The following is an 18,748-nucleotide window of genomic DNA, read 5'->3' on the forward strand; positions in this document are numbered from 1 at the left end:
GGCGAGATCATGCCGCCTTTTTCTTCAGCAGTGCATAAAGGCCATTATCGTCGATCGAGATCGGCAGAATGGCATCGCGGGCGGTGTCGACAACCGCCAGCGCGTCGAGCAGTTTTTCGGCGTCGCCTTTCGCATCGGCTTCCGTCGTGGTGGCGGCGTCTGTCTTGACGGGTTCATTGTCGTTTTCAGCCGGGGCCGCTTCGGGCGCGGGCGCTGCCGCAAGCACGGAGATCAGGGCGATTTCCGACGAAATGTCGACCGGGCCCTGTCCTTCGGCGCCTTGCGCTTTTTCATCGGCGGAAGCGTCTATGTGCTCCTTCACGACATCCTGAAGTTTTTGCACATCCTCCAGCTTGCCCTGCGCTTCACGGGTCTGGATATCCTCTTCCCGCTCGGCCTCTACTTCGGCATCGTTGATTTCGCCCATGCGGTTTTCACCGCGCTCGGCCTGCAATTCTTCCTTGGTTTTCGGGTCGGCGACATCTTCCAGACGCTGGATGACCTTCATCGTCTCCCGCGTCATGAACCGGGTGCCCTGCGTCTGTTCGTTCAGCGCATCCTTCACGGCGCGCGCTGCGTCGCCGTATGGATTGGCGATTGCGGCGATCATCTGCTGCGCCGAAATACCGAGTTCCTTCAAACCCGTGGATTCTTCGAGATCGCTGACGCTCTTCGGCAAAGTGGCGCGCACTGCCATGATAGCATCCGACAATTTCTCGCCGAAATCCTCCTCCGATCCCGTCAGGTCGGCGCTTTTGGCAATGCGTGCGGCGAGTGCCGCCATGGGATCGGTCTTAGTGGTGACGCCGCCATTCAGGACTTCTAAGACCTGCGCTTCCGAAACGCCGAAGGATTTCAGGGAAATCGTCGTGGCTTTTCCGGCTGCATCGGTTTTTTCAAAACCGCCGGTCAGGGTCAGCGCATCCTGAAGCCTCTGCGCGAAAGAGATGTTCGATTCGTCCTTTTCCTGCGTAATGCCAAGCGCTGAGGAAAAACGGGAAACAAGCGAGGCAAAGGCGTCGGCGTCCGGCTTCATGGCGCCGAATAGATAGGCGCTTATCTTTTCATTGGCGGCGCGATGGCTTTGGTCAGGCTGCGGTTGTGTCTTGACCGCTTCGTCCTTCTTGGTGCCGTTCGCCTTTTCCTGCTCTTCGCGCTGGCGTTCCTCCATGCTCTCGACCATCGAGCGCATGAGGTCGCTGACTGCAATGCCTGCTGTCTGCTGCAACGGAGTAATCATATGGAAATTCCCGGCCACCCTGCGTTGCGGCCGAGAATAGGCAGTTCTGGTAAATCAGTGCTTAAACAAAGCGTAAAAACACTCAGCTATGGGCGAAAATATCCGTTTCTTCCCAGCCGAGAAGATCGAGCTTCGCACGGGTCGGCAGAAACGCAAAACAGGCATCGGCGTGGTCGAGGCGACCATCGCGCACGAGGCGGTGGTTCAGCTTGTCACGCAGCGCATGTAAATGGAGCACGTCGGAGGCGGCATATTCGAGCTGCGCGGGGGACAGGGTTTCTGCGGCCCAGTCCGAGGATTGCTGCGCCTTGGAAATATCGACTTCCAGCATTTCCTTCAGATTGTCCTTCAATCCGTGCCGGTCGGTATAGGTGCGGGTGAGGCGCGAGGCGATCTTGGTGCAGAAAACCGGAGTGGTTGTCACGCCGAAGGTGTGGAACAGAACGGCGATATCGAAACGGCCATAGTGAAAAATCTTCTGCCGGGCGGGGTCGGCAAGCATGCGTACAAGGTTTGGAGCCTCTTTCTGGCCAGCGGCGATGCGGATGACATCCGCCGTGCCGTCGCCGGGGGAAAGCTGGACAACGCAGAGGCGGTCGCGGCGCGGTACCAGCCCCAGCGTTTCCGTATCGATTGCGATGGCGCCGGTATAGCGTGCGGCATCTTCGGCGGAAATATCGCCTTCGTGGTAACGGATAGGTGCTGCCATGTCTTGCTCCAGGAATTTCCAGTTCGTTGCTCCGCCTATAACGGAAAGAGAGACTGGACGATACCGTTTTATAGTCTCTCCAACGCTGCTTCGCGCTTGCCCTTGGCACTTGCCTTTGTGAAAGTCCCCGGGTTAGGTTCAGGAAAATCCTGCTCCTCCAAATCGTATGAAATTCCCGATGACAAAGAAAATCTATCTCGCCGGGCCGGAAGTTTTCCTCCCGAACGCCCGTGAAATGCTCGATCTGAAGGCCTCGCTTGCGCGGGCGGCCGGCTTTACGCCGCTTTCTCCGGGGGATCTGGAGATTCCGCCGGCGGACACCAGGATCGGCCACGGTTGCAATATCAATGCCATAGATGAGCGGATGATGCTGGAGGCGGATGCGGTCATCGCCAACCTCACGCCATTTCGCGGCATCGCTGCGGATACGGGAACGAGCTACGAGTTGGGGTTCATGTGCGCGCTGGGCAAACCGGTTTTCGCCTACACCAACGTCGCGGCCAATCACTTCACCCGCATCAAGGCGCAATATGGCGGGGTTGCCGCAATCGATGAAACAGGCCGGTATCGCGGATCGGACGGGTTGTCGATCGAGAATTTCGACATGGTCGACAATCTGATGCTGCATGGCGGGATTTTGCGGCGCGGTGGTGTCGTCATCGTTGGCAACGCCACGGAAGACGCCCTTTATACGGATCTCGAGGCCTACAAGCGCTGTCTGGCGGCGGCTGCTGAAAGATTATTGACAAAGACTGATCCTGACCGAACGAATTTACTGGAGACACCATCATGAGCGGTACCATCCTCATCACCGGCGCCACGTCCGGTTTCGGACAGGCCACGGCGCGGCGCTTCATCAAGGAAGGCTGGAAGGTCATCGGCACCGGTCGGCGGGCGGAACGGCTGGAGGCGCTGGCGCAGGAACTCGGCTCCTCCTTCCATGGCGTCGCCTTCGATATTACCGACGAGGATGCCGCCCAAAAGGCGCTGGCAGCTTTGCCGGAAGGTTTTCGGGAGATCGATATTCTCGTCAACAATGCCGGGCTCGCGCTCGGCACGGCACCGGCGCCGCAGGTGCCGCTGAAAGACTGGCAGACCATGGTGAACACCAATATCACCGGCCTTTTGAATATCACCCACCATCTTTTGCCGACGCTGATCGACCGGAAGGGTATTGTCATCAATCTCTCGTCGGTCGCTGCGCACTGGCCCTATGCCGGCGGCAACGTCTATGCTGGAACGAAAGCCTTCCTGCGGCAATTCTCCCTCGGTCTGCGTTCCGACCTGCATGGCAAGGGCGTGCGCGTCACCTCGATCGAACCCGGCATGTGCGAAACGGAATTTACGCTCGTGCGCACAGGCGGCAATCAGGATGCCTCCAACAATCTCTATAAGGGCGTCAATCCGATCACGGCCGACGATATCGCCAATACGATCTACTGGGTCGCGTCACAGCCGAAACACATCAACATCAACAGCCTCGAGCTCATGCCGGTCAACCAGTCCTTTGCCGGTTTTCAGGTACATCGGGAAAGCTGATTTCTTAACGGTTTTTGCTGGAGTGCTAAAAAACAGAGCAGGAATTTTGGAGCTATGCAGAAATGCAATGCTGCATTGCGAGACTGGCTCTGTTAAAAATCGCGGATGCCGGTATATTCAAATCATCGAAGCGACGCACTCCTCCTCCCAGTGTCGCTCGATGTCGATCGGTGGTACTCCTCCTCCCAATCGCCGATCAAGTTTGAAGCCTGCCGCACCTCCTCCCGCGGCAGGCTTTTTCCTTTTCTGGGCTTTCTTTTTTCGGATACACCTCGCGATCAGGCTCCTGCGCGCCATCTGCGCCCGGATGATCGATATCCGCTTTCCCCTTAAGTTTCCGGGGGATTTTGGATTCCCCCGTCAAGGCGACGATTATCGAAATCGGACATGTGCCGATCACGATTTCGTTATGTCTAGATGAATATGCACAGTTTTGTGGCGGTGCATGGTGTTGGCCCATTGCTTAGGCCCCGGCCTGTGTTTAAGCATTGGCAAAAGAACGCTTGGGAGTTGCCGACACGTTTGTGTCTGTGCGCCTGAAAGCGGCGGGGAGAGAATGGCAGACTTTCAAGAGGCGCTGAAGCGGTTTCAGCCGATCGCGGTTTCATCGATCGCTGAAGACGAGTTCGGGTTGCGGTTGCGCGGCCTGCAAGCGCAACTAATACAGCAAAATATCAAGGCGGTCTGGCTCGATGCATCATCGTCGCTGACCTATTATACCGGCCTTTCGCTTGGTGTTTCGGAGCGTATTCATGGCGCTCTGGTGCCGGCAGAAGGCAAACCGGTCTATGTCAGCCCGGCATTTGAAGAACCGAAGCTACGGACGATGATCCGTATCGAGGGCGACGTTGCCGTCTGGGAAGAGGATGAAAGTCCTTTCGACCTGATGGCAAAACGCATCGAAGCGCTCGGCTGCCCCGGCCACCTTGTCGCGATCGATCCCGCCACTCCTTTCGTTTTCGCGTCGGCCCTGATGCAACGTCTGGAAGGCCGCATCATTTCCGCCCAACCTTTGATCGTCGCGCAAAGACAGGTCAAATCCGCGGCCGAAATCGCCATCATCCAGGCGGCGATGGATGCGAGCTACGGCGTGCAGAAGGCCGTGTTCGAGGGGTTGCGCCCCGGCATTTCCACCACGGAAGTTGCCGACTTCGTTAACGCCGCACATATCGCGCTCGGTCTGAAACCGCTTTTCGTGGCGGTGCAGTTCGGTGAGGCGACGGCCTATCCGCATGGCGTGCCCTATGCGCAGACGCTTGATGACGGCGATATGGTGCTGGTCGATCTCGGCGGCATTCTCTATGGCTACCGTTCGGATATCACCCGCACCTATGTCTTCGGCCAGCCTACGGAACGGCAGCGTTTTCTCTGGACCGCCGAACGCGACGCACAGGCAGCGGCCTTTGCCGCAGCCCGGATCGGCGCTGCCTGCTCGGATGTGGACAAGGCCGCGCGCGACAGCCTGAAGGCGGCCGGTTTCGGGCCGGATTATCAGGTTCCGGGCCTGCCGCATCGCACCGGTCATGGCCTCGGGCTGGATATTCACGAAGAACCCTATATCGTTGCAGGAAATGCGACGAGGCTTGAGCCGGGAATGTGCTTTTCCATAGAGCCGATGCTGTGCGTCTATGGAGAATGCGGCGTTCGTCTGGAGGATATTGCTTATATGACGGAGGCGGGACCGCGCTGGTTCTGCCCGCCGGAAAAGAACCTCGACCGGCTGTTCCAGCCGGTCGCCAGGTAATTGGTCGGGAGGCAAAGGACCGAACGGCGGCACAGTCTCTGTGTCGCTGCTGACCAGAACAGGTAGGCCCCTTAGGGCCGCATAAACTCAGAAAAAGAGGGAAAGGACCACCAGATGAAAATGCTGACCCGCAGTTTGCTTATAGCCTCTGCGCTTGCGATGGCTTCCGCCGTGCCTGCCATGGCGAAGACCTTCGTTTATTGCTCCGAGGCATCTCCGGAAGGCTTCGATCCTTCGCCTTACACCGCTGGCGGCACCTTCGATGCCTCCGCGCATCCGGTCTACAACCGTCTGACCGAGTTCAAGAAGGGCACGACCGAAGTTGAGCCGGGCCTTGCCGAAAAATGGGAAGTTTCGAGCGATGGCCTCGAATACACGTTCCACCTGCGCAAGGGCGTGAAGTGGCATTCCAACGAGAAGTTCACCCCGAGCCGCGATTTCAACGCCGATGACGTGATCTTCAGCTACAACCGCCAGGGTGACGCGAAGAACCCGTGGAACCAGTATATCGCAGGCATCACCTACGAATATTACAACTCCATGGAAATGCCGTCGCTGATCAAGGAAATCGTCAAGGTCGACGATTATACCGTCAAGTTCGTGCTGACGCGCCCTGAAGCGCCGTTCCTCGCCAATATCGCCATGCCTTTCGCTTCGATCGTGTCGAAGGAATATGCCGATACGCTGGACAAGGCAGGCACCAAGGAAGACTTCAACAACCTGCCGATCGGCACCGGTCCGTTCAAGTTCGTCGCCTATCAGAAGGACGCGGTCATCCGCTACCAGAAGAACGCCGACTACTGGGGCGACGCGCCGAAGATCGACGATCTGATCTTCGCGATCACGCCGGACGCTGCCGTTCGCCTGCAGAAGCTGAAGGCGGGCGAATGCCACCTGATGCCTTACCCGGCACCGGCAGACCTTGCCACCATCCGCGCCGATTCCAACCTCAAGCTCGATGAACAGCCGGGCTTGAACGTTGCCTACTTCGCCTACAACACCACTGTTGCGCCTTTCGACAAGCCGGAAGTCCGCAAGGCGCTGAACATGGCGATGAACAAGCAGGCAATCATCGACGCCGTGTTCCAGGGTGCCGGCACTGTTGCCAAGAACCCGATCCCGCCGACGATGTGGTCCTACAACGACAGCATCAAGGACGATGCTTATGATCCGGAAGCTGCCAAGAAGGCTCTCGAAGCCGCTGGCGTCAAGGATCTGTCGATGAAGATCTGGGCGATGCCGGTTCAGCGTCCTTACATGCCGAATGCCCGCCGCACCGCCGAGCTGATCCAGTCGGATTTCGCGAAAGTTGGCGTCAAGGCCGAGATCGTCTCCTTCGAGTGGGGTGAATACCTCAAGAAGTCGACCGAAGTGAACCGCGACGGCGCCGTCATCCTCGGCTGGACCGGCGACAACGGTGACCCTGATAACTTCATGGGCGTTCTGCTTTCCTGCGCTTCCGCAGGCGAAGGCGGCACGAACCGTGCGCAATGGTGCAACAAGGAGTTCTCCGACCTGATTTCCAAGGCGAAGCAGGCCACGGACGTCGCCGAGCGCACCAAGCTTTATGAGCAGGCGCAGGTGATCTTCAAGGAACAGGCTCCGTGGGCGACGCTTGCGCATTCCACGCAGTTCGTTCCGATGTCCACCAAGGTTTCCGGCTTCACCATGAGCCCGCTTGGCGACTTCACCTTCGAATCCGTCGATATCGCGGAGTAATCCCAAACAACAGGACGCGCGGAAGAACCCTGTTCTTCCGCGCGTCTTTTCAGGAAAAAACCATGATTCGGTTCATTCTCGGCAAACTTCTCTATCTCGTTCCGACATTCCTCGGGATTACCATCGTCGCCTTCGCCTTCGTGCGCGTCCTGCCGGGCGATCCCGTGCTGTTGATGGCCGGCGAGCGTGGCATTTCGCCCGAACGGCATGCACAACTTGCCGAACAGCTCGGCTTCAGCCAGCCAATCTGGCAGCAATATCTCCATTTTCTCGGACGGCTCCTTCAGGGCGATCTCGGCAATTCCCTCGTCACCAAGAAGCCGGTCTTCACCGAGTTCCTCGCGCTCTTCCCAGCGACAGTCGAGCTTGGCCTTGTCGCCATCATCATCGCAACGCTGATCGGCGTGCCGGTCGGCGTCATCGCCGCTATCCGCCGTGGCTCGTGGTTCGACCAGATTTCCATGACGACGGCGCTGATCGGTTTTTCGATGCCGATCTTCTGGTGGGGCCTGCTGCTTATCATCATGTTCTCCGGCATCCTGCAATGGACGCCGGTTTCGGGCCGCATCTCGCTGATGTATTTCTTCCCCTCCGTCACCGGTTTCATGCTGATCGACAGCCTGATTTCGGGGCAGAAGGGCGCTTTCGTCTCGGCTTTGTCCCATCTCATCCTGCCCTCGGTGGTGCTTGCCACCATTCCGCTTGCGGTCATTGCGCGCCAGACGCGTTCGGCCATGCTGGAAGTCCTGGGTGAGGACTACGTGCGGACAGCGCGTGCGAAAGGCATGTCGCGGTCCCGCGTCGTCGGCGTTCACGCATTGCGCAACGCCATGATCCCGGTCATCACCACCATCGGCCTGCAGATCGGCGTGCTGATGGCGGGCGCAATCCTGACCGAAACCATCTTTTCCTGGCCGGGCATCGGCAAGTGGATGATCGATTCCATCTCGCGCCGCGACTATCCGGTCGTGCAGAGCGGCCTGCTTCTGATTGCGGGTCTGGTGATGGTCGTCAACCTGCTTGTCGATCTGACCTATGGCCTCATCAATCCGAGGATCCGTCACAAATGAGCGATGTGACCACAGCTCCCGTCGTCAGGCTTTCTGACGCCGCCATCCGCCGCCGGATGATCGCCGATTTCTGGTTCTATTTCCGCCAGAATCGCGGCGCCGTCATCGGCCTTGCCGTCTTCCTTCTTCTGGTTCTGATCGCGGTTTTCGCAGCCGTGATTGCGCCGCATGATCCGACCCAGCAATATAGAGATGCGTTGCTCGTCCCGCCGGTCTGGCAGGATGGAGGCCGCGCCGCATTCCTGCTCGGCACTGATGCTGTCGGCCGCGACATGCTGTCCCGGCTTATCTACGGCGCGCAATATTCGCTGTTCATCGGTGTCGTCGTCGTCTCCATCGCCCTTGTCGGCGGCATTGTCATCGGTCTCGTCGCCGGTTTCTTCGGCGGCTGGGTCGATACCGTCATCATGCGCGTGATGGACGTGATCCTGGCGTTTCCGTCGTTGCTTCTGGCACTGGTGCTGGTTGCGATCCTCGGGCCGGGGCTCACCAATGCCATGATCGCCATCGCCATCGTCTATCAGCCGCATTTCGCCCGTCTGACGCGCGCGGCTGTCATGAGCGAGCTCCGGCGCGAATATGTCACCGCCGCCCGTGTGGCGGGTGCCGGCAATTTCCGGCTGATGTTCAAGACCATCCTGCCGAACTGCCTTGCGCCGCTGATTGTGCAGGCGACGCTCTCCTTCTCGTCTGCGGTTCTCGATGCGGCGGCTCTCGGCTTCCTCGGCATGGGCGCGCAGCCGCCCGCCTCCGAATGGGGCACGATGCTGGCCGAAGCCCGCGAGTTCATTCTGCGCGCCTGGTGGGTCGTTACCCTTCCGGGCCTCACGATCCTCGTTTCGGTGCTTGCCATCAACCTGATGGGTGACGGGCTGCGCGATGCGCTCGATCCCAAACTGAAGCGGAGCTGAGCGATGAGCCTGCTGAAAATCAAGAACCTCACCGTCAAGTTCGCCACCGCTACCGGCGCTTTCACGGCTGTCAACGGCGTCGACGTTTCCGTGGACAAGCATGAAGTGCTGGCCATCGTCGGCGAGTCCGGTTCCGGCAAGTCGGTATCCATGCTCGCCGTGATGGGGCTTTTGCCCGATACGGCGACGATTACCGCCGACGAGATGATCTTCGACGGCATAAACCTGCTGGCCATGTCGCCGCAGGAGCGCCGCAAGCTGATCGGCCGTGAGATCACCATGATCTTCCAGGAACCGGTCGCCTCGCTCAACCCGTCGTTTACGGTCGGTTTCCAGATCGAGGAGGTGCTGCGCCTCAATCTCGGCATGGGACGGTCCGCTGCGCGTGCGCGTGCGCTGGAACTGTTCCGTTCCGTCGGTATTCCCGACCCGGAAACCAAGCTCAACGCCTATCCGCACCAGATGTCCGGCGGCCAGTGCCAGCGCGTTATGATCGCCATCGCGATCGCCTCCAAGCCGCGCCTGCTGATCGCCGACGAGCCGACCACCGCACTCGACGTGACGATCCAGAAGCAGATTCTCGATCTGCTGATGAAACTGCAGGAAGAATACGGCATGGCGCTGATCCTCATCACGCATGACATGGGTGTGGTGGCTGAAACCGCAGACCGTGTCGTGGTGCAATATAAGGGCCGCAAGATCGAGGAGGCGGATGTGCTGAGCCTGTTCGAGGCGCCGCAGCATCCCTACACCAAGGCATTGCTTTCGGCCCTGCCGGAAAATGCGATCGGCGACCGTCTGCCCACGGTTTCCGATTTCCTCGGCAAGGAGGGCGTTCAATGAGCATCGTTGTCGAAGGCAAGGGTATCACCCGCCATTATCACGTTCCGGGCGGCCTGTTTGGCGGCGCAAGGACGGTTCAGGCGCTGCAGGGCATCGATTTTGCGGTCGAACGTGGCAAGACGCTGGCCATCGTCGGCGAATCCGGTTCGGGCAAGTCGACACTTGCGCGCATCATCGCGCTGATCGACCCGGCATCCGGCGGTGAGTTGAAGATCGACGGTCAGCCCGTCGATATCGCCAAGCGCCGTCCCGGCCCTGACATGCGCTCCAAGGTGCAGATGGTGTTCCAGAACCCCTATGGCAGCCTCAATCCGCGCCAGAAGGTTGGCGATGTGCTGATGGAGCCGCTCGTCATCAACACCAGGATGCCGGCTTCCGAGCGTCGCGAGCGGGCCGAAGCCATGCTGGTGAAGGTCGGGCTGGGTCCGGAACACTTCAACCGTTATCCGCATATGTTTTCAGGCGGCCAACGGCAGCGCATCGCGATTGCGCGGGCGCTGATGCTCAACCCGGCACTGCTGGTGCTGGACGAGCCGGTCTCTGCGCTCGATCTTTCGGTGCAGGCGCAGGTGCTGAACCTGCTGGCGGATTTGCAGGAAGAGTTCCAGCTGACCTATGTGTTCGTCAGCCACGATCTTTCCGTGGTCCGTTATATCGCCGATGACGTGATGGTCATCTCGAAGGGCGTGGCCGTGGAGCAGGGGACGCGCGAGGAACTGTTTGCCGATCCGAAACACGCCTATACGCGCCAGCTTTTTGCCGCCACGCCGATAACGGACGTGGATGCCATCCGCGCCCGCGTGGAGCGCCGCAAGGCGGCACGACAGGCTGCGACGGCTTGAGAGTGGATTGACCCACAAATAAGTGAAACAGGCCGGATTTCCGGCCTGTTCTTTTTCAAGACTTCAAAAATCACTGACGCCGAGCGTTTGAACGGATCAGGCTCCTGCGTCTCTGAGCAGGCGAACCTGCCGCAGTGTATTCTGCCGGCTGCGCTCCAGATGCCGCCCCAGGGCATCGACAATCTGACCCTTGCTGCGGGCGGCGATAGCATCGGCAATATTCTGGTGTTCCTCAACAGAACGGGCGTAGTCACCGAGGATCGATACGAAAACCGTGTGGGTCTGGTCGAGAATGCGCTCATGCGTGCCGGAGATGACCGGAATGCGTGCGGCCGACACAAGGGTGGTGTGAAAGCTGCGATCGTGAAAAAGCGCCTTCGACAGCTCGTCCAGTGTGGGTCCTTTGGCAAATTCGCGGTGTTTCGCAAGGCTCTCCAGAAGCTGCGTATGCAGCGCCTCGTCCAGTTGCCCGGCGTCGAAAGCCACTTCCACAGCACCTTTTTCCAGCAGCATTCTGGCGGCGTAAAGTTCTTCCACGTCCTCCACGGTAAAATCGCGCACCACCATGCCGCGCCGGGAGGAATTGACCACCAACCCATCCGCCTCGAGTTTCACACAGGCTTCCTTGACCGGCGTCGGGCTGATGCCGAGATCGGCGGCAAGCTCGTTGGGCAGCAGGCGTTCGCCGCCGCGTAATCTGCCGCTGACGATGCGCGCCCGCAGTTCCCGATGCGCCTGTTCGGCGAGTGTGATTTTGACCAGCGTGTTCATGAGCCATCATCGCGCAACTCCGAAAGGCTGGCAATGTTTGAATATTAAAAATAAAAAATTTTTTATTTTACAAAGGCCGTTTTTCCGTTAGCTGTATCTGTCATCGGAAGCCGGGCTGCTGGAGGAGGGCGGTCGGGCAAGCCCTCTGAGTTTTCATCTCTTGCCGCCAATGGTCGAGGGGTGGTGGCGAGATACTGTCCGTTCATCGGCGGAGCATCGATCAGGCAGGGCCTTCCGTTTGTTCCTCCCGAAAAGCCGCTCAAGCGTCGAGGAATTGACCGATCATGAAGATAACCGCTATCGAACCTTTCATCCTGCATCTGCCGCTGACATCGGCGTCCATCTCCGATTCCACCCACAGCATCACCCATTGGGGCGTCGTCGGTGCAAAAATCACGACGGATGACGGCCTTGAAGGCTATGGTTTTACTGGCACCCACGCGCATTTGCCGTCCGACAGGCTTATCACATCCTGCATCAGCGATTGTTATGCGCCCTTGCTGGTGGGTGAGGATGCGTCCGAACATTCTAGGCTCTGGACGAAGCTTGCCCGTTACCCTTCACTGCAATGGGTCGGCCGGGCCGGCATTACGCATCTGGCGCTGGCGGCGATCGACGTGGCGCTCTGGGATCTGAAGGCGAAAAAGGCCGGCGTGCCGCTCTGGCATTACCTCGGCGGCGCACACACGGCAGGGGTGGAAGCCTACAATACCGATATAGGCTGGCTTTCCATCAATCTCGAAAATCTGCTGGCGGGTAGCGCCAAGGCAGTGGAAGAGGATGGCTTTACCCGCCTGAAGATCAAGGTCGGACACGATGATCCGAATATCGACATCGGGCGCCTTGCCGCCGTCCGCAAACGCGTCGGTTCTTCCGTCCGCATCGCCATTGACGGCAACGGTAAATGGGACCTGCCGACATGCCAGCGCTTCTGCGCATCAGCGAAGGATCTGGATATCTACTGGTTCGAGGAACCACTCTGGTATGACGATGTGACGAGCCATGCGCGGCTGGCGCGTAACACATCCATTCCCATTGCGCTCGGCGAGCAGCTTTATACGGTGGATGCCTTCCGGTCATTCATCGATGCGGGAGCGGTCGCCTATGTCCAGCCGGATGTCACCCGGCTCGGCGGCATAACCGAATATATCCAGGTCGCCGATCTCGCGCTTGCCCATCGCCTGCCGGTCGTGCCGCATGCGGGCGAAATGAGCCAGGTGCATGTGCATCTGAGCTACTGGCACCCGGCCTCGACCATTCTCGAATATATTCCGTGGATCAAGGATCATTTCGAAGAGCCGATCCACGTTCGCGACGGCGTTTACAAACGCCCGGAGCAGCCGGGCGCCAGCACTACGCCTCTGGCCGAAAGCATTGTCCGTTATGGCAAATCGGTGAAGTGAACAGAGGCGGCGCATGAGAATGCGCCGCCTTTTTATTTTATCGACCTAGCGCCAGCCGAGCGCGGGCGCCACCTGCTTGAGGATCGTCTCGATCACATGGGCGTTGTAGTCGACGCCCAGCTGGTTCGGCACGGTCAAAAGCAGCGTGTCGGCCTCGGCGATGGCTTCGTCGGCTTTCAGCTGTTCGATCAGCGCTTCAGGTTCGGCGGCATAGCTGCGCCCGAAGATCGCGCGCGTCTTGTCGTCGATATAGCCGATCTTGTCGTCCCCCTCGTTGCCGTAACCGAAATAGGACCGGTCGCGGTCGTTGACGAGGGCGAAGATGCTGCGGCTGACCGAAACGCGTGGTTCGCGTGCGTGTCCGGCCTCTTTCCAGGCGGCGCGGAAGGTGCGGATCTGTTCGGCCTGCTGGACGTGGAACGGTTCACCCGTTTCATCCGTCTTCAGGGTGGAGCTTTGCAGGTTCATGCCAAGCTTTGCCGCCCACACCGCCGTCGCATTGGAACTGGAACCCCACCAGATGCGCTCGCGCAGCCCTTCGGAGTGCGGCTCAAGGCGCAGCAGGCCGGGCGGGTTGGGGAACATCGGTCGCGGGTTCGGTTCGGCGAAACCTTCGCCCTTCAGAAGTTCAAGGAAGACCTCGGTATGTTGCCGCGCCATGTCCTCTTCGGTCTGACCCTCGGCAGGGCGGAAGCCGAAATAACGCCAGCCGTCGATCACCTGTTCCGGAGAGCCACGGCTGATGCCGAGTTGCAGACGCCCACCGGCGATGAGATCGGCTGAACTCGCATCCTCCACCATGTAGAACGGGTTTTCATAACGCATGTCGATGACGCCGGTGCCGATCTCGATGCTCTTCGTTCTGGCGCCGACGGCTGCCAGCAGCGGAAAGGGCGATGCCAGCTGGCGGGCGAAATGGTGCACACGGAAATAGGCGCCGTCGGCTCCGAGTTCTTCCGCAGCGACGGCAAGGTCGATCGATTGCAGCAGCGTGTCCGCAGCCGAGCGGGTCTGCGACTGGGGCGAGGGCGTCCAGTGGCCGAAGGATAAAAATCCGATCTTTTTCATGATGACCTTCCAAATGTTGGAGAATACCGGCTGTTTCAGCCCGCATCGTTGTTGTCAGTCATATAGGCAACGGCGCGGATTCTCCAATCCGCCACCCGTAGACACGGTGTCGCCGAAATGTGAACGACGGTCGTTTCAGCCGATCGTCTTGCGGTCGAGGATGAAGAGATTTTCGTGGGCGCGCGCTGTCGTCAGAATGAAATCCATCAGCGAGCGCACGCGCGGCACGTTGGCAAGGTCCTGATGGCTTGTCAGCCAGTATCCCCGCCGCAGTTCCACTTCCCCGGCAAGCACCATCTGCAAATCCGGAAAGCGCGCGGCGATGAAATTCGGCAATATGCAAAGGCCACGGCCGCTGAGGGTTGCGGTCAGCTGCGCAAAGATGCTCGATGACTGGAAGTTGGGCCTGAGGCCGGGCATCACGTCGCGCATATAATCGAGGCCCGGCGAGAAGATCAGGTCCTGCACGTAACCGATGAAAAAATGATCGGGCAAATCCTCGCGCCGGGTGATTTTCGGGTGGCTGGCGAGATAGGAGCGCGAGGCATAGATATGCAACGTGTAATCGATGATCTGTTCGTTGATGTAGGGACCGGCTTTCGGTGGATCGAGCGTGACCGCCACATCCGCCTCTTTCCTGGACAATGCCATGATCTGCTGGATCGTCACCATCTCCACCATGATGTGCGGATGGGTGATGGCGAAGTCTTTCAGCCTTTCCACGAAGAAAAAGTTGGAAAAACCTTCCGGGGCGCTGAGCCTTACCACGCCGCGCAGCAGGCTGCCGCTTTCGGAAATATCCGATTGCAGTCTTTCCGCTTCCGCCTCGATGCGCTCGACGGTATCGACCAGCCGCCGCCCGACCGTTGTCAGTTCGTAACCGCGCGGGTTTCGCTCGAACAGCTTGGTTTTAAGCGAGAATTCCAGCCGGTCGATGTGGCGGGAGACGGTGGCGTGGCTGGTGCGCAGGCTTCTGGCCGCCGACGAGAGTTGCCCGGTGCGGGCCACCGCCAGAAAATATTGCAGGTCGTCCCAGGTAAAAGGGGTGGCCAATTTTGTCTCCATTGCGAGTTCTGTTCAAAAATGAACAGTTCCTGTTCGCAATTTGATGATGCTCCGCTCTTGTGTCAACGGACGAATTCGAGAACTCTAGGCTGAGGATGCGCCGCTTTGAGGAGGGCGGTGTGACCGTTCGGGTGCAATGCTGAAAAAGTCCGCCACGCGGCTTCGTTCACCGTTGCACAGACCCATCTGAGGCTCGCAATCATCTCTGGGAGGAGAAGTCATGCGCAAGAGTATCGTTTTATCCACGGCCATGGCACTGGCCGCGGGCACCGCCGCCTATGCTGCCGATATTTCGGACGGCAAGGTCAAGATCGGCATTCTGAACGACCAGTCGGGCGTCTACGCCAATTTTGGCGGTAAATACTCTTATGAGGCCGCGAAGATGGCGGTCGAGGATTTTGGCGGCAAGGTGCTGGATGCACCGGTTGAGGTGGTGACCGCCGACCACCAGAACAAGGCGGATGTCGCCTCCAACATTGCCCGGCAATGGTACGATACAGAGCAGGTCGATTCGATCATGGAATTGACCTCGTCTTCTGTCGGACTTGCCGTGCAGGCACTCTCCAAGGACAAGAAGAAGATCACCATCAATACGGGTGCGGCAACAACCGAGCTGACTGGCAAACAATGCAGCCCCTATGGTTTCCACTGGGCCTACGACACCTATTCGCTGGCGGTCGGCACTGGCGGCGCGCTGGTGAAGCAGGGTGGCGACAGCTGGTTCTTCCTGACCGCCGATTACGCCTTCGGTTATTCGCTCGAAGAAAACACCGCCAATTTCGTCAAGGCCAATGGCGGCAAGGTGCTGGGCTCCGTGCGCCATCCGCTGGCGACGACGGATTATTCCTCCTTCCTGTTGCAGGCGCAGTCATCGGGCGCGAAGGTCATCGGCCTTGCCAATGCCGGTCTCGACACGTCCAACGCCATCAAGCAGGCGGCCGAATTCGGTATCGTGGCGGGCGGCCAGCGGCTTGCAGCCCTCCTCTTCACGCTTGCCGAAGTGCATGGTCTCGGACTTGAGGCGGCGCAGGGGCTGACGCTGACGGAAGGGTTCTATTGGGATCGCGACGATGAATCGCGCAAGTTCGGCGAACGTTTCAAGGAACGCACCGGCGCCATGCCGAACATGGTGCATACAGGCACCTACTCCGCCGTTCTGCATTATCTGAAGGCCATTGAAAAGGCCGGCACCGACGATGCCGATGCTGTTGCCAAGGCCATGAAGGAAATGCCCGTCAATGACGTCTTTGCAAAGGACGGACATGTGGCAGCCAACGGCCGCATGATCCACGACATGTATCTCATGGAAGTGAAGAAGCCGGATGAGAGCAAGCAGCCGTGGGACTACTACAAGGTGCTTGCCACCATCCCCGGCAAGGAAGCCTTCATGGACCCCGCAAAAAGCGGTTGCCCGCTCGTGACACAGTAAAAAGGGGAAAGCTTCATGATGATCGCTCCCGCCCCTGCCGGTCAGGCGGAACCACGCATCGTGCTTTCGGCGCGCGGTCTCTCCAAGACCTTCGGCGCATTCGCGGCTGTGAAGAACGTCGATCTCGACGTTCACCACGCTCGTGTGCATGCGCTTATTGGTCCGAACGGCGCCGGCAAAACTACGGTCTTCAACCTGTTGACCAAGTTTCTCCAGCCGACGGGCGGGGCGATCACCTTCATGGGAACGGATATAACAAAGACGCCGCCGGACAAGGTGGCGCGGCTTGGCCTCGTGCGGTCATTCCAGATATCGGCGGTGTTTCCGCATCTGACGGTGCTGGAGAACGTGCGGGTGGCGTTGCAAAGGCCCAACAACCTTTCAACGCAATTCTGGTTGCCCCTGTCGTCGCTCGACAGGCTCAATGCACGCGCCGAGGAGCTGATCGCAACGGTTGGCCTGACGCGGGAAAAATATGCACTTGCGGCCGATCTTTCCTATGGCCGCAAGCGTGTACTGGAAATCGCCACCACGCTTGCGCTCGATCCGAAGGTTCTGCTGCTTGACGAGCCGATGGCCGGCATGGGCGGCGAGGATGTGGCGCATGTCGCCGATCTCATCCGCGAGGTGGCCAAGACACGTGCAGTGCTGATGGTCGAACACAATCTGAAGGTCGTCGCCGATATCTGTCATCAGGTCACGGTATTGCAACGGGGCGAAATTCTGGCGGAAGGCGATTATGCCGCCGTTTCCGCCGATCCGCGTGTGCGCACGGCCTATATGGGCACGGAGGAGGCTTGATATGGCGGCAATGCTTGAAGTCTCCAACCTGAAATCCTGGTACGGCGAAAGCCAGGCGCTGCACGGTGTCGATCTGACGGTCGGCGAGGGCGAAACCATCACCATTCTCGGGCGCAATGGCGTGGGCAAAACCACGACGTTGCGCACCATCATGGGCATCATTCGTAACCGCAAGGGTGTGATCAAGCTGGGTGGCAAGGATATGATGCCGGTGCCGCTGCATCGCACGGCAAAACATGGCCTCGGTTTCGTGCCGGAGGAGCGCGGCATCTTCGCGACGCTGAGCGTCGAGGAGAACCTGAAGCTGCCGCCCGTGGTCGCGTCCGGTGGCATGACGCTCGATGAAATCTACGAGCTGTTTCCCAACCTTTACGAACGCCGGGCAAGCCCCGGCACGAAACTTTCCGGCGGCGAACAGCAGATGCTTGCCATGGCGCGCATCCTGCGCACCGGGGTCAAGGTTCTTCTGCTCGACGAACCGACAGAGGGGCTTGCGCCGGTTATCGTGCAGCGCATCGGCGAGGTGCTGAAGACCTTGAAGAGCCGTGGCATGACCGTGGTTCTGGTCGAGCAGAATTTCCGTTTCGCCAGCCGCATCGCGGACCGTTTCTACCTAATGGATCATGGCCAGATGGTCAGCAATTTTCCGGTGCGCGAGCTTTCCGACCGCATGGGCGAACTCAATAAAGTGCTGGGAGTTTAACGATGACGATGCTCTTCGGCGTTCCGGTTCAGGCTCTGCTCGGACAATTGCTGATCGGCCTTATCAACGGGTCGTTTTATGCGTTGCTGTCGCTCGGCCTTGCCGTCATTTTCGGCCTGCTGCGCGTCATCAATTTTGCCCATGGCGCGCAATATATGCTCGGCGCGTTCATCGCTTTTCTTGGCCTGCAATATTTCGGCATCAGCTTCTGGTTGGCGCTGGTGGTGACGCCGCTCGTCGTGGCGCTCTTGGGCGCGATCGTCGAGCGTCTCATGCTGTCGCGGCTTTACGATCTTGATCCGCTTTACGGGCTGCTCTTCACCTTCGGCCTGGCACTGGTGGTGGAGGGCACGTTCCGTTGGCTCTATGGCGCTGCCGGCCAGCCCTATTCGGTTCCGCGCGCGCTTGCCGGCGGCACCAATCTCGGCTTCATGTTCCTGCCGAATTACCGCGCCTTCGTCGTCGTCATTTCGCTCATCGCCTGCATCGCCACCTGGGCGTTGATCGAAAAGACGAGGCTCGGCTCCTATCTGCGCGCGGCGACGGAAAACCCGACGCTGGTGCAGGCTTTCGGCATCAACGTGCCGGTGCTTCTGACGCTGACCTACGCGCTGGGCGCTGGCCTTGCCGGCTTCACCGGCGTGCTTGCAGCGCCGATCTATCAGGTTTCACCGCTGATGGGCACCAACCTCATCATCGTCGTCTTCGCAGTTGTCGTGGTTGGCGGCATGGGATCGATCATGGGCGCCATCGTCACCGGTTACATGCTGGGCATAGCCGAAGGCCTGACCAAGGTCTTCTACCCGGAGGCGTCCAACATCGTCATCTTCGTCATCATGGCCTTTGTGCTGCTCATCCGCCCCGCCGGACTTTTCGGAAAGGACGCCTGAT

Annotated in this window: 18 protein-coding genes; 13 read left to right on the forward strand and 5 right to left on the reverse strand. The window is 59.3% G+C overall.

Translation table 11 applies throughout. From position 1 onward, the window contains the following. Window positions 1-7 precede the first annotated feature (7 nt). On the reverse strand, window positions 8-1,240 hold the full coding sequence (locus RS75_RS01275) for a hypothetical protein (RefSeq protein ID WP_045016570.1): 1,233 nt from the start codon (window positions 1,238-1,240) through the stop codon (window positions 8-10). Window positions 1,241-1,322: 82 nt separating this feature from the next. After that, window positions 1,323-1,949, reverse strand: coding sequence for a ribonuclease D (locus tag RS75_RS01280; RefSeq protein WP_045016571.1), 627 nt, complete (start codon window positions 1,947-1,949; stop codon window positions 1,323-1,325). A gap of 178 nt (window positions 1,950-2,127) precedes the next feature. Between RS75_RS01280 and RS75_RS01285 the strand changes: the two genes are divergently transcribed. From RS75_RS01285 to RS75_RS01325, 8 genes are all read left to right on the forward strand, one after another. Beyond that, window positions 2,128-2,742: a nucleoside 2-deoxyribosyltransferase gene (locus RS75_RS01285; RefSeq protein ID WP_045016693.1), complete on the forward strand. Its 615-nt coding sequence runs from the start codon at window positions 2,128-2,130 to the stop codon at window positions 2,740-2,742. Beyond that, window positions 2,739-3,488: an SDR family oxidoreductase gene (locus RS75_RS01290; RefSeq protein WP_045016572.1), complete on the forward strand. Its 750-nt coding sequence runs from the start codon at window positions 2,739-2,741 to the stop codon at window positions 3,486-3,488. Before RS75_RS01285 ends, RS75_RS01290 begins: the two co-directional genes overlap by 4 nt. Window positions 3,489-4,044: 556 nt before the next feature. Then, window positions 4,045-5,232, forward strand: a complete 1,188-nt coding sequence (locus tag RS75_RS01300) for a M24 family metallopeptidase (RefSeq protein ID WP_045016574.1) — start codon at window positions 4,045-4,047, stop codon at window positions 5,230-5,232. 114 nt (window positions 5,233-5,346) lie between these two features. Continuing rightward, window positions 5,347-6,951: an ABC transporter substrate-binding protein gene (locus RS75_RS01305; RefSeq protein WP_045016575.1), complete on the forward strand. Its 1,605-nt coding sequence runs from the start codon at window positions 5,347-5,349 to the stop codon at window positions 6,949-6,951. A 62-nt stretch (window positions 6,952-7,013) separates the two neighbouring features. Beyond that, window positions 7,014-8,021: an ABC transporter permease subunit gene (locus tag RS75_RS01310; protein ID WP_045016576.1), complete on the forward strand. Its 1,008-nt coding sequence runs from the start codon at window positions 7,014-7,016 to the stop codon at window positions 8,019-8,021. Further along, window positions 8,018-8,932, forward strand: a complete 915-nt coding sequence (locus tag RS75_RS01315; protein ID WP_045016577.1) for an ABC transporter permease subunit — start codon at window positions 8,018-8,020, stop codon at window positions 8,930-8,932. The genes RS75_RS01310 and RS75_RS01315 overlap by 4 nt, the downstream gene beginning before the upstream one ends. A 3-nt stretch (window positions 8,933-8,935) precedes the next feature. After that, window positions 8,936-9,775 carry an ABC transporter ATP-binding protein gene (locus RS75_RS01320; RefSeq protein WP_052679642.1) on the forward strand — a complete coding sequence of 280 codons (840 nt, stop codon included), beginning with the start codon at window positions 8,936-8,938 and terminating at the stop codon, window positions 9,773-9,775. Further along, window positions 9,772-10,617, forward strand: a complete 846-nt coding sequence (locus tag RS75_RS01325; protein ID WP_045016578.1) for an ATP-binding cassette domain-containing protein — start codon at window positions 9,772-9,774, stop codon at window positions 10,615-10,617. The genes RS75_RS01320 and RS75_RS01325 overlap by 4 nt, the downstream gene beginning before the upstream one ends. 96 nt (window positions 10,618-10,713) lie before the next feature. On the opposite strand, the gene RS75_RS01330 is transcribed toward RS75_RS01325, so the two are convergent. Then, complete coding sequence (locus tag RS75_RS01330) at window positions 10,714-11,388, reverse strand: GntR family transcriptional regulator (RefSeq protein ID WP_045016579.1); 675 nt, start codon at window positions 11,386-11,388, stop codon at window positions 10,714-10,716. Window positions 11,389-11,672: 284 nt separating this feature from the next. On the opposite strand from RS75_RS01330, the gene RS75_RS01335 reads away from it, so the two are divergent. Continuing rightward, window positions 11,673-12,791 carry a mandelate racemase/muconate lactonizing enzyme family protein gene (locus RS75_RS01335; RefSeq protein ID WP_045016580.1) on the forward strand — a complete coding sequence of 373 codons (1,119 nt, stop codon included), beginning with the start codon at window positions 11,673-11,675 and terminating at the stop codon, window positions 12,789-12,791. A 45-nt stretch (window positions 12,792-12,836) separates the two neighbouring features. Here RS75_RS01335 and RS75_RS01340 read toward each other — a convergent pair whose 3' ends face one another. Continuing rightward, window positions 12,837-13,859: an LLM class flavin-dependent oxidoreductase gene (locus RS75_RS01340; protein ID WP_045016581.1), complete on the reverse strand. Its 1,023-nt coding sequence runs from the start codon at window positions 13,857-13,859 to the stop codon at window positions 12,837-12,839. 135 nt (window positions 13,860-13,994) lie between these two features. Next, window positions 13,995-14,912, reverse strand: coding sequence for a LysR family transcriptional regulator (locus RS75_RS01345; protein ID WP_084686337.1), 918 nt, complete (start codon window positions 14,910-14,912; stop codon window positions 13,995-13,997). A gap of 232 nt (window positions 14,913-15,144) precedes the next feature. Here RS75_RS01345 and RS75_RS01350 point away from each other — a divergent pair, with 232 nt between their 5' ends. Genes RS75_RS01350 through RS75_RS01365 form a run of 4 tightly spaced genes read left to right on the forward strand, consistent with a single transcriptional unit; the run spans window position 15,145 to window position 18,747 of the window. Then, a complete protein-coding gene (locus RS75_RS01350; protein WP_045016583.1) occupies window positions 15,145-16,353 on the forward strand; it encodes an ABC transporter substrate-binding protein in 1,209 nt (402 codons plus the stop codon). A 15-nt stretch (window positions 16,354-16,368) separates the two neighbouring features. After that, the gene (locus RS75_RS01355; RefSeq protein ID WP_045016584.1) at window positions 16,369-17,154 is read left to right on the forward strand and encodes an ABC transporter ATP-binding protein; all 786 of its coding nucleotides are present in this window, start codon (window positions 16,369-16,371) and stop codon (window positions 17,152-17,154) included. Window position 17,155: 1 nt separating this feature from the next. Then, window positions 17,156-17,857 carry an ABC transporter ATP-binding protein gene (locus RS75_RS01360; protein WP_045016585.1) on the forward strand — a complete coding sequence of 234 codons (702 nt, stop codon included), beginning with the start codon at window positions 17,156-17,158 and terminating at the stop codon, window positions 17,855-17,857. Between the two features lie 2 nt (window positions 17,858-17,859). After that, window positions 17,860-18,747, forward strand: coding sequence for a branched-chain amino acid ABC transporter permease (locus RS75_RS01365; protein ID WP_045016586.1), 888 nt, complete (start codon window positions 17,860-17,862; stop codon window positions 18,745-18,747). Window position 18,748 lies beyond the last annotated feature (1 nt).

This window comes from Rhizobium nepotum 39/7 (assembly GCF_000949865.1).
GTDB classification, from domain to species: domain Bacteria; phylum Pseudomonadota; class Alphaproteobacteria; order Rhizobiales; family Rhizobiaceae; genus Agrobacterium; species Agrobacterium nepotum.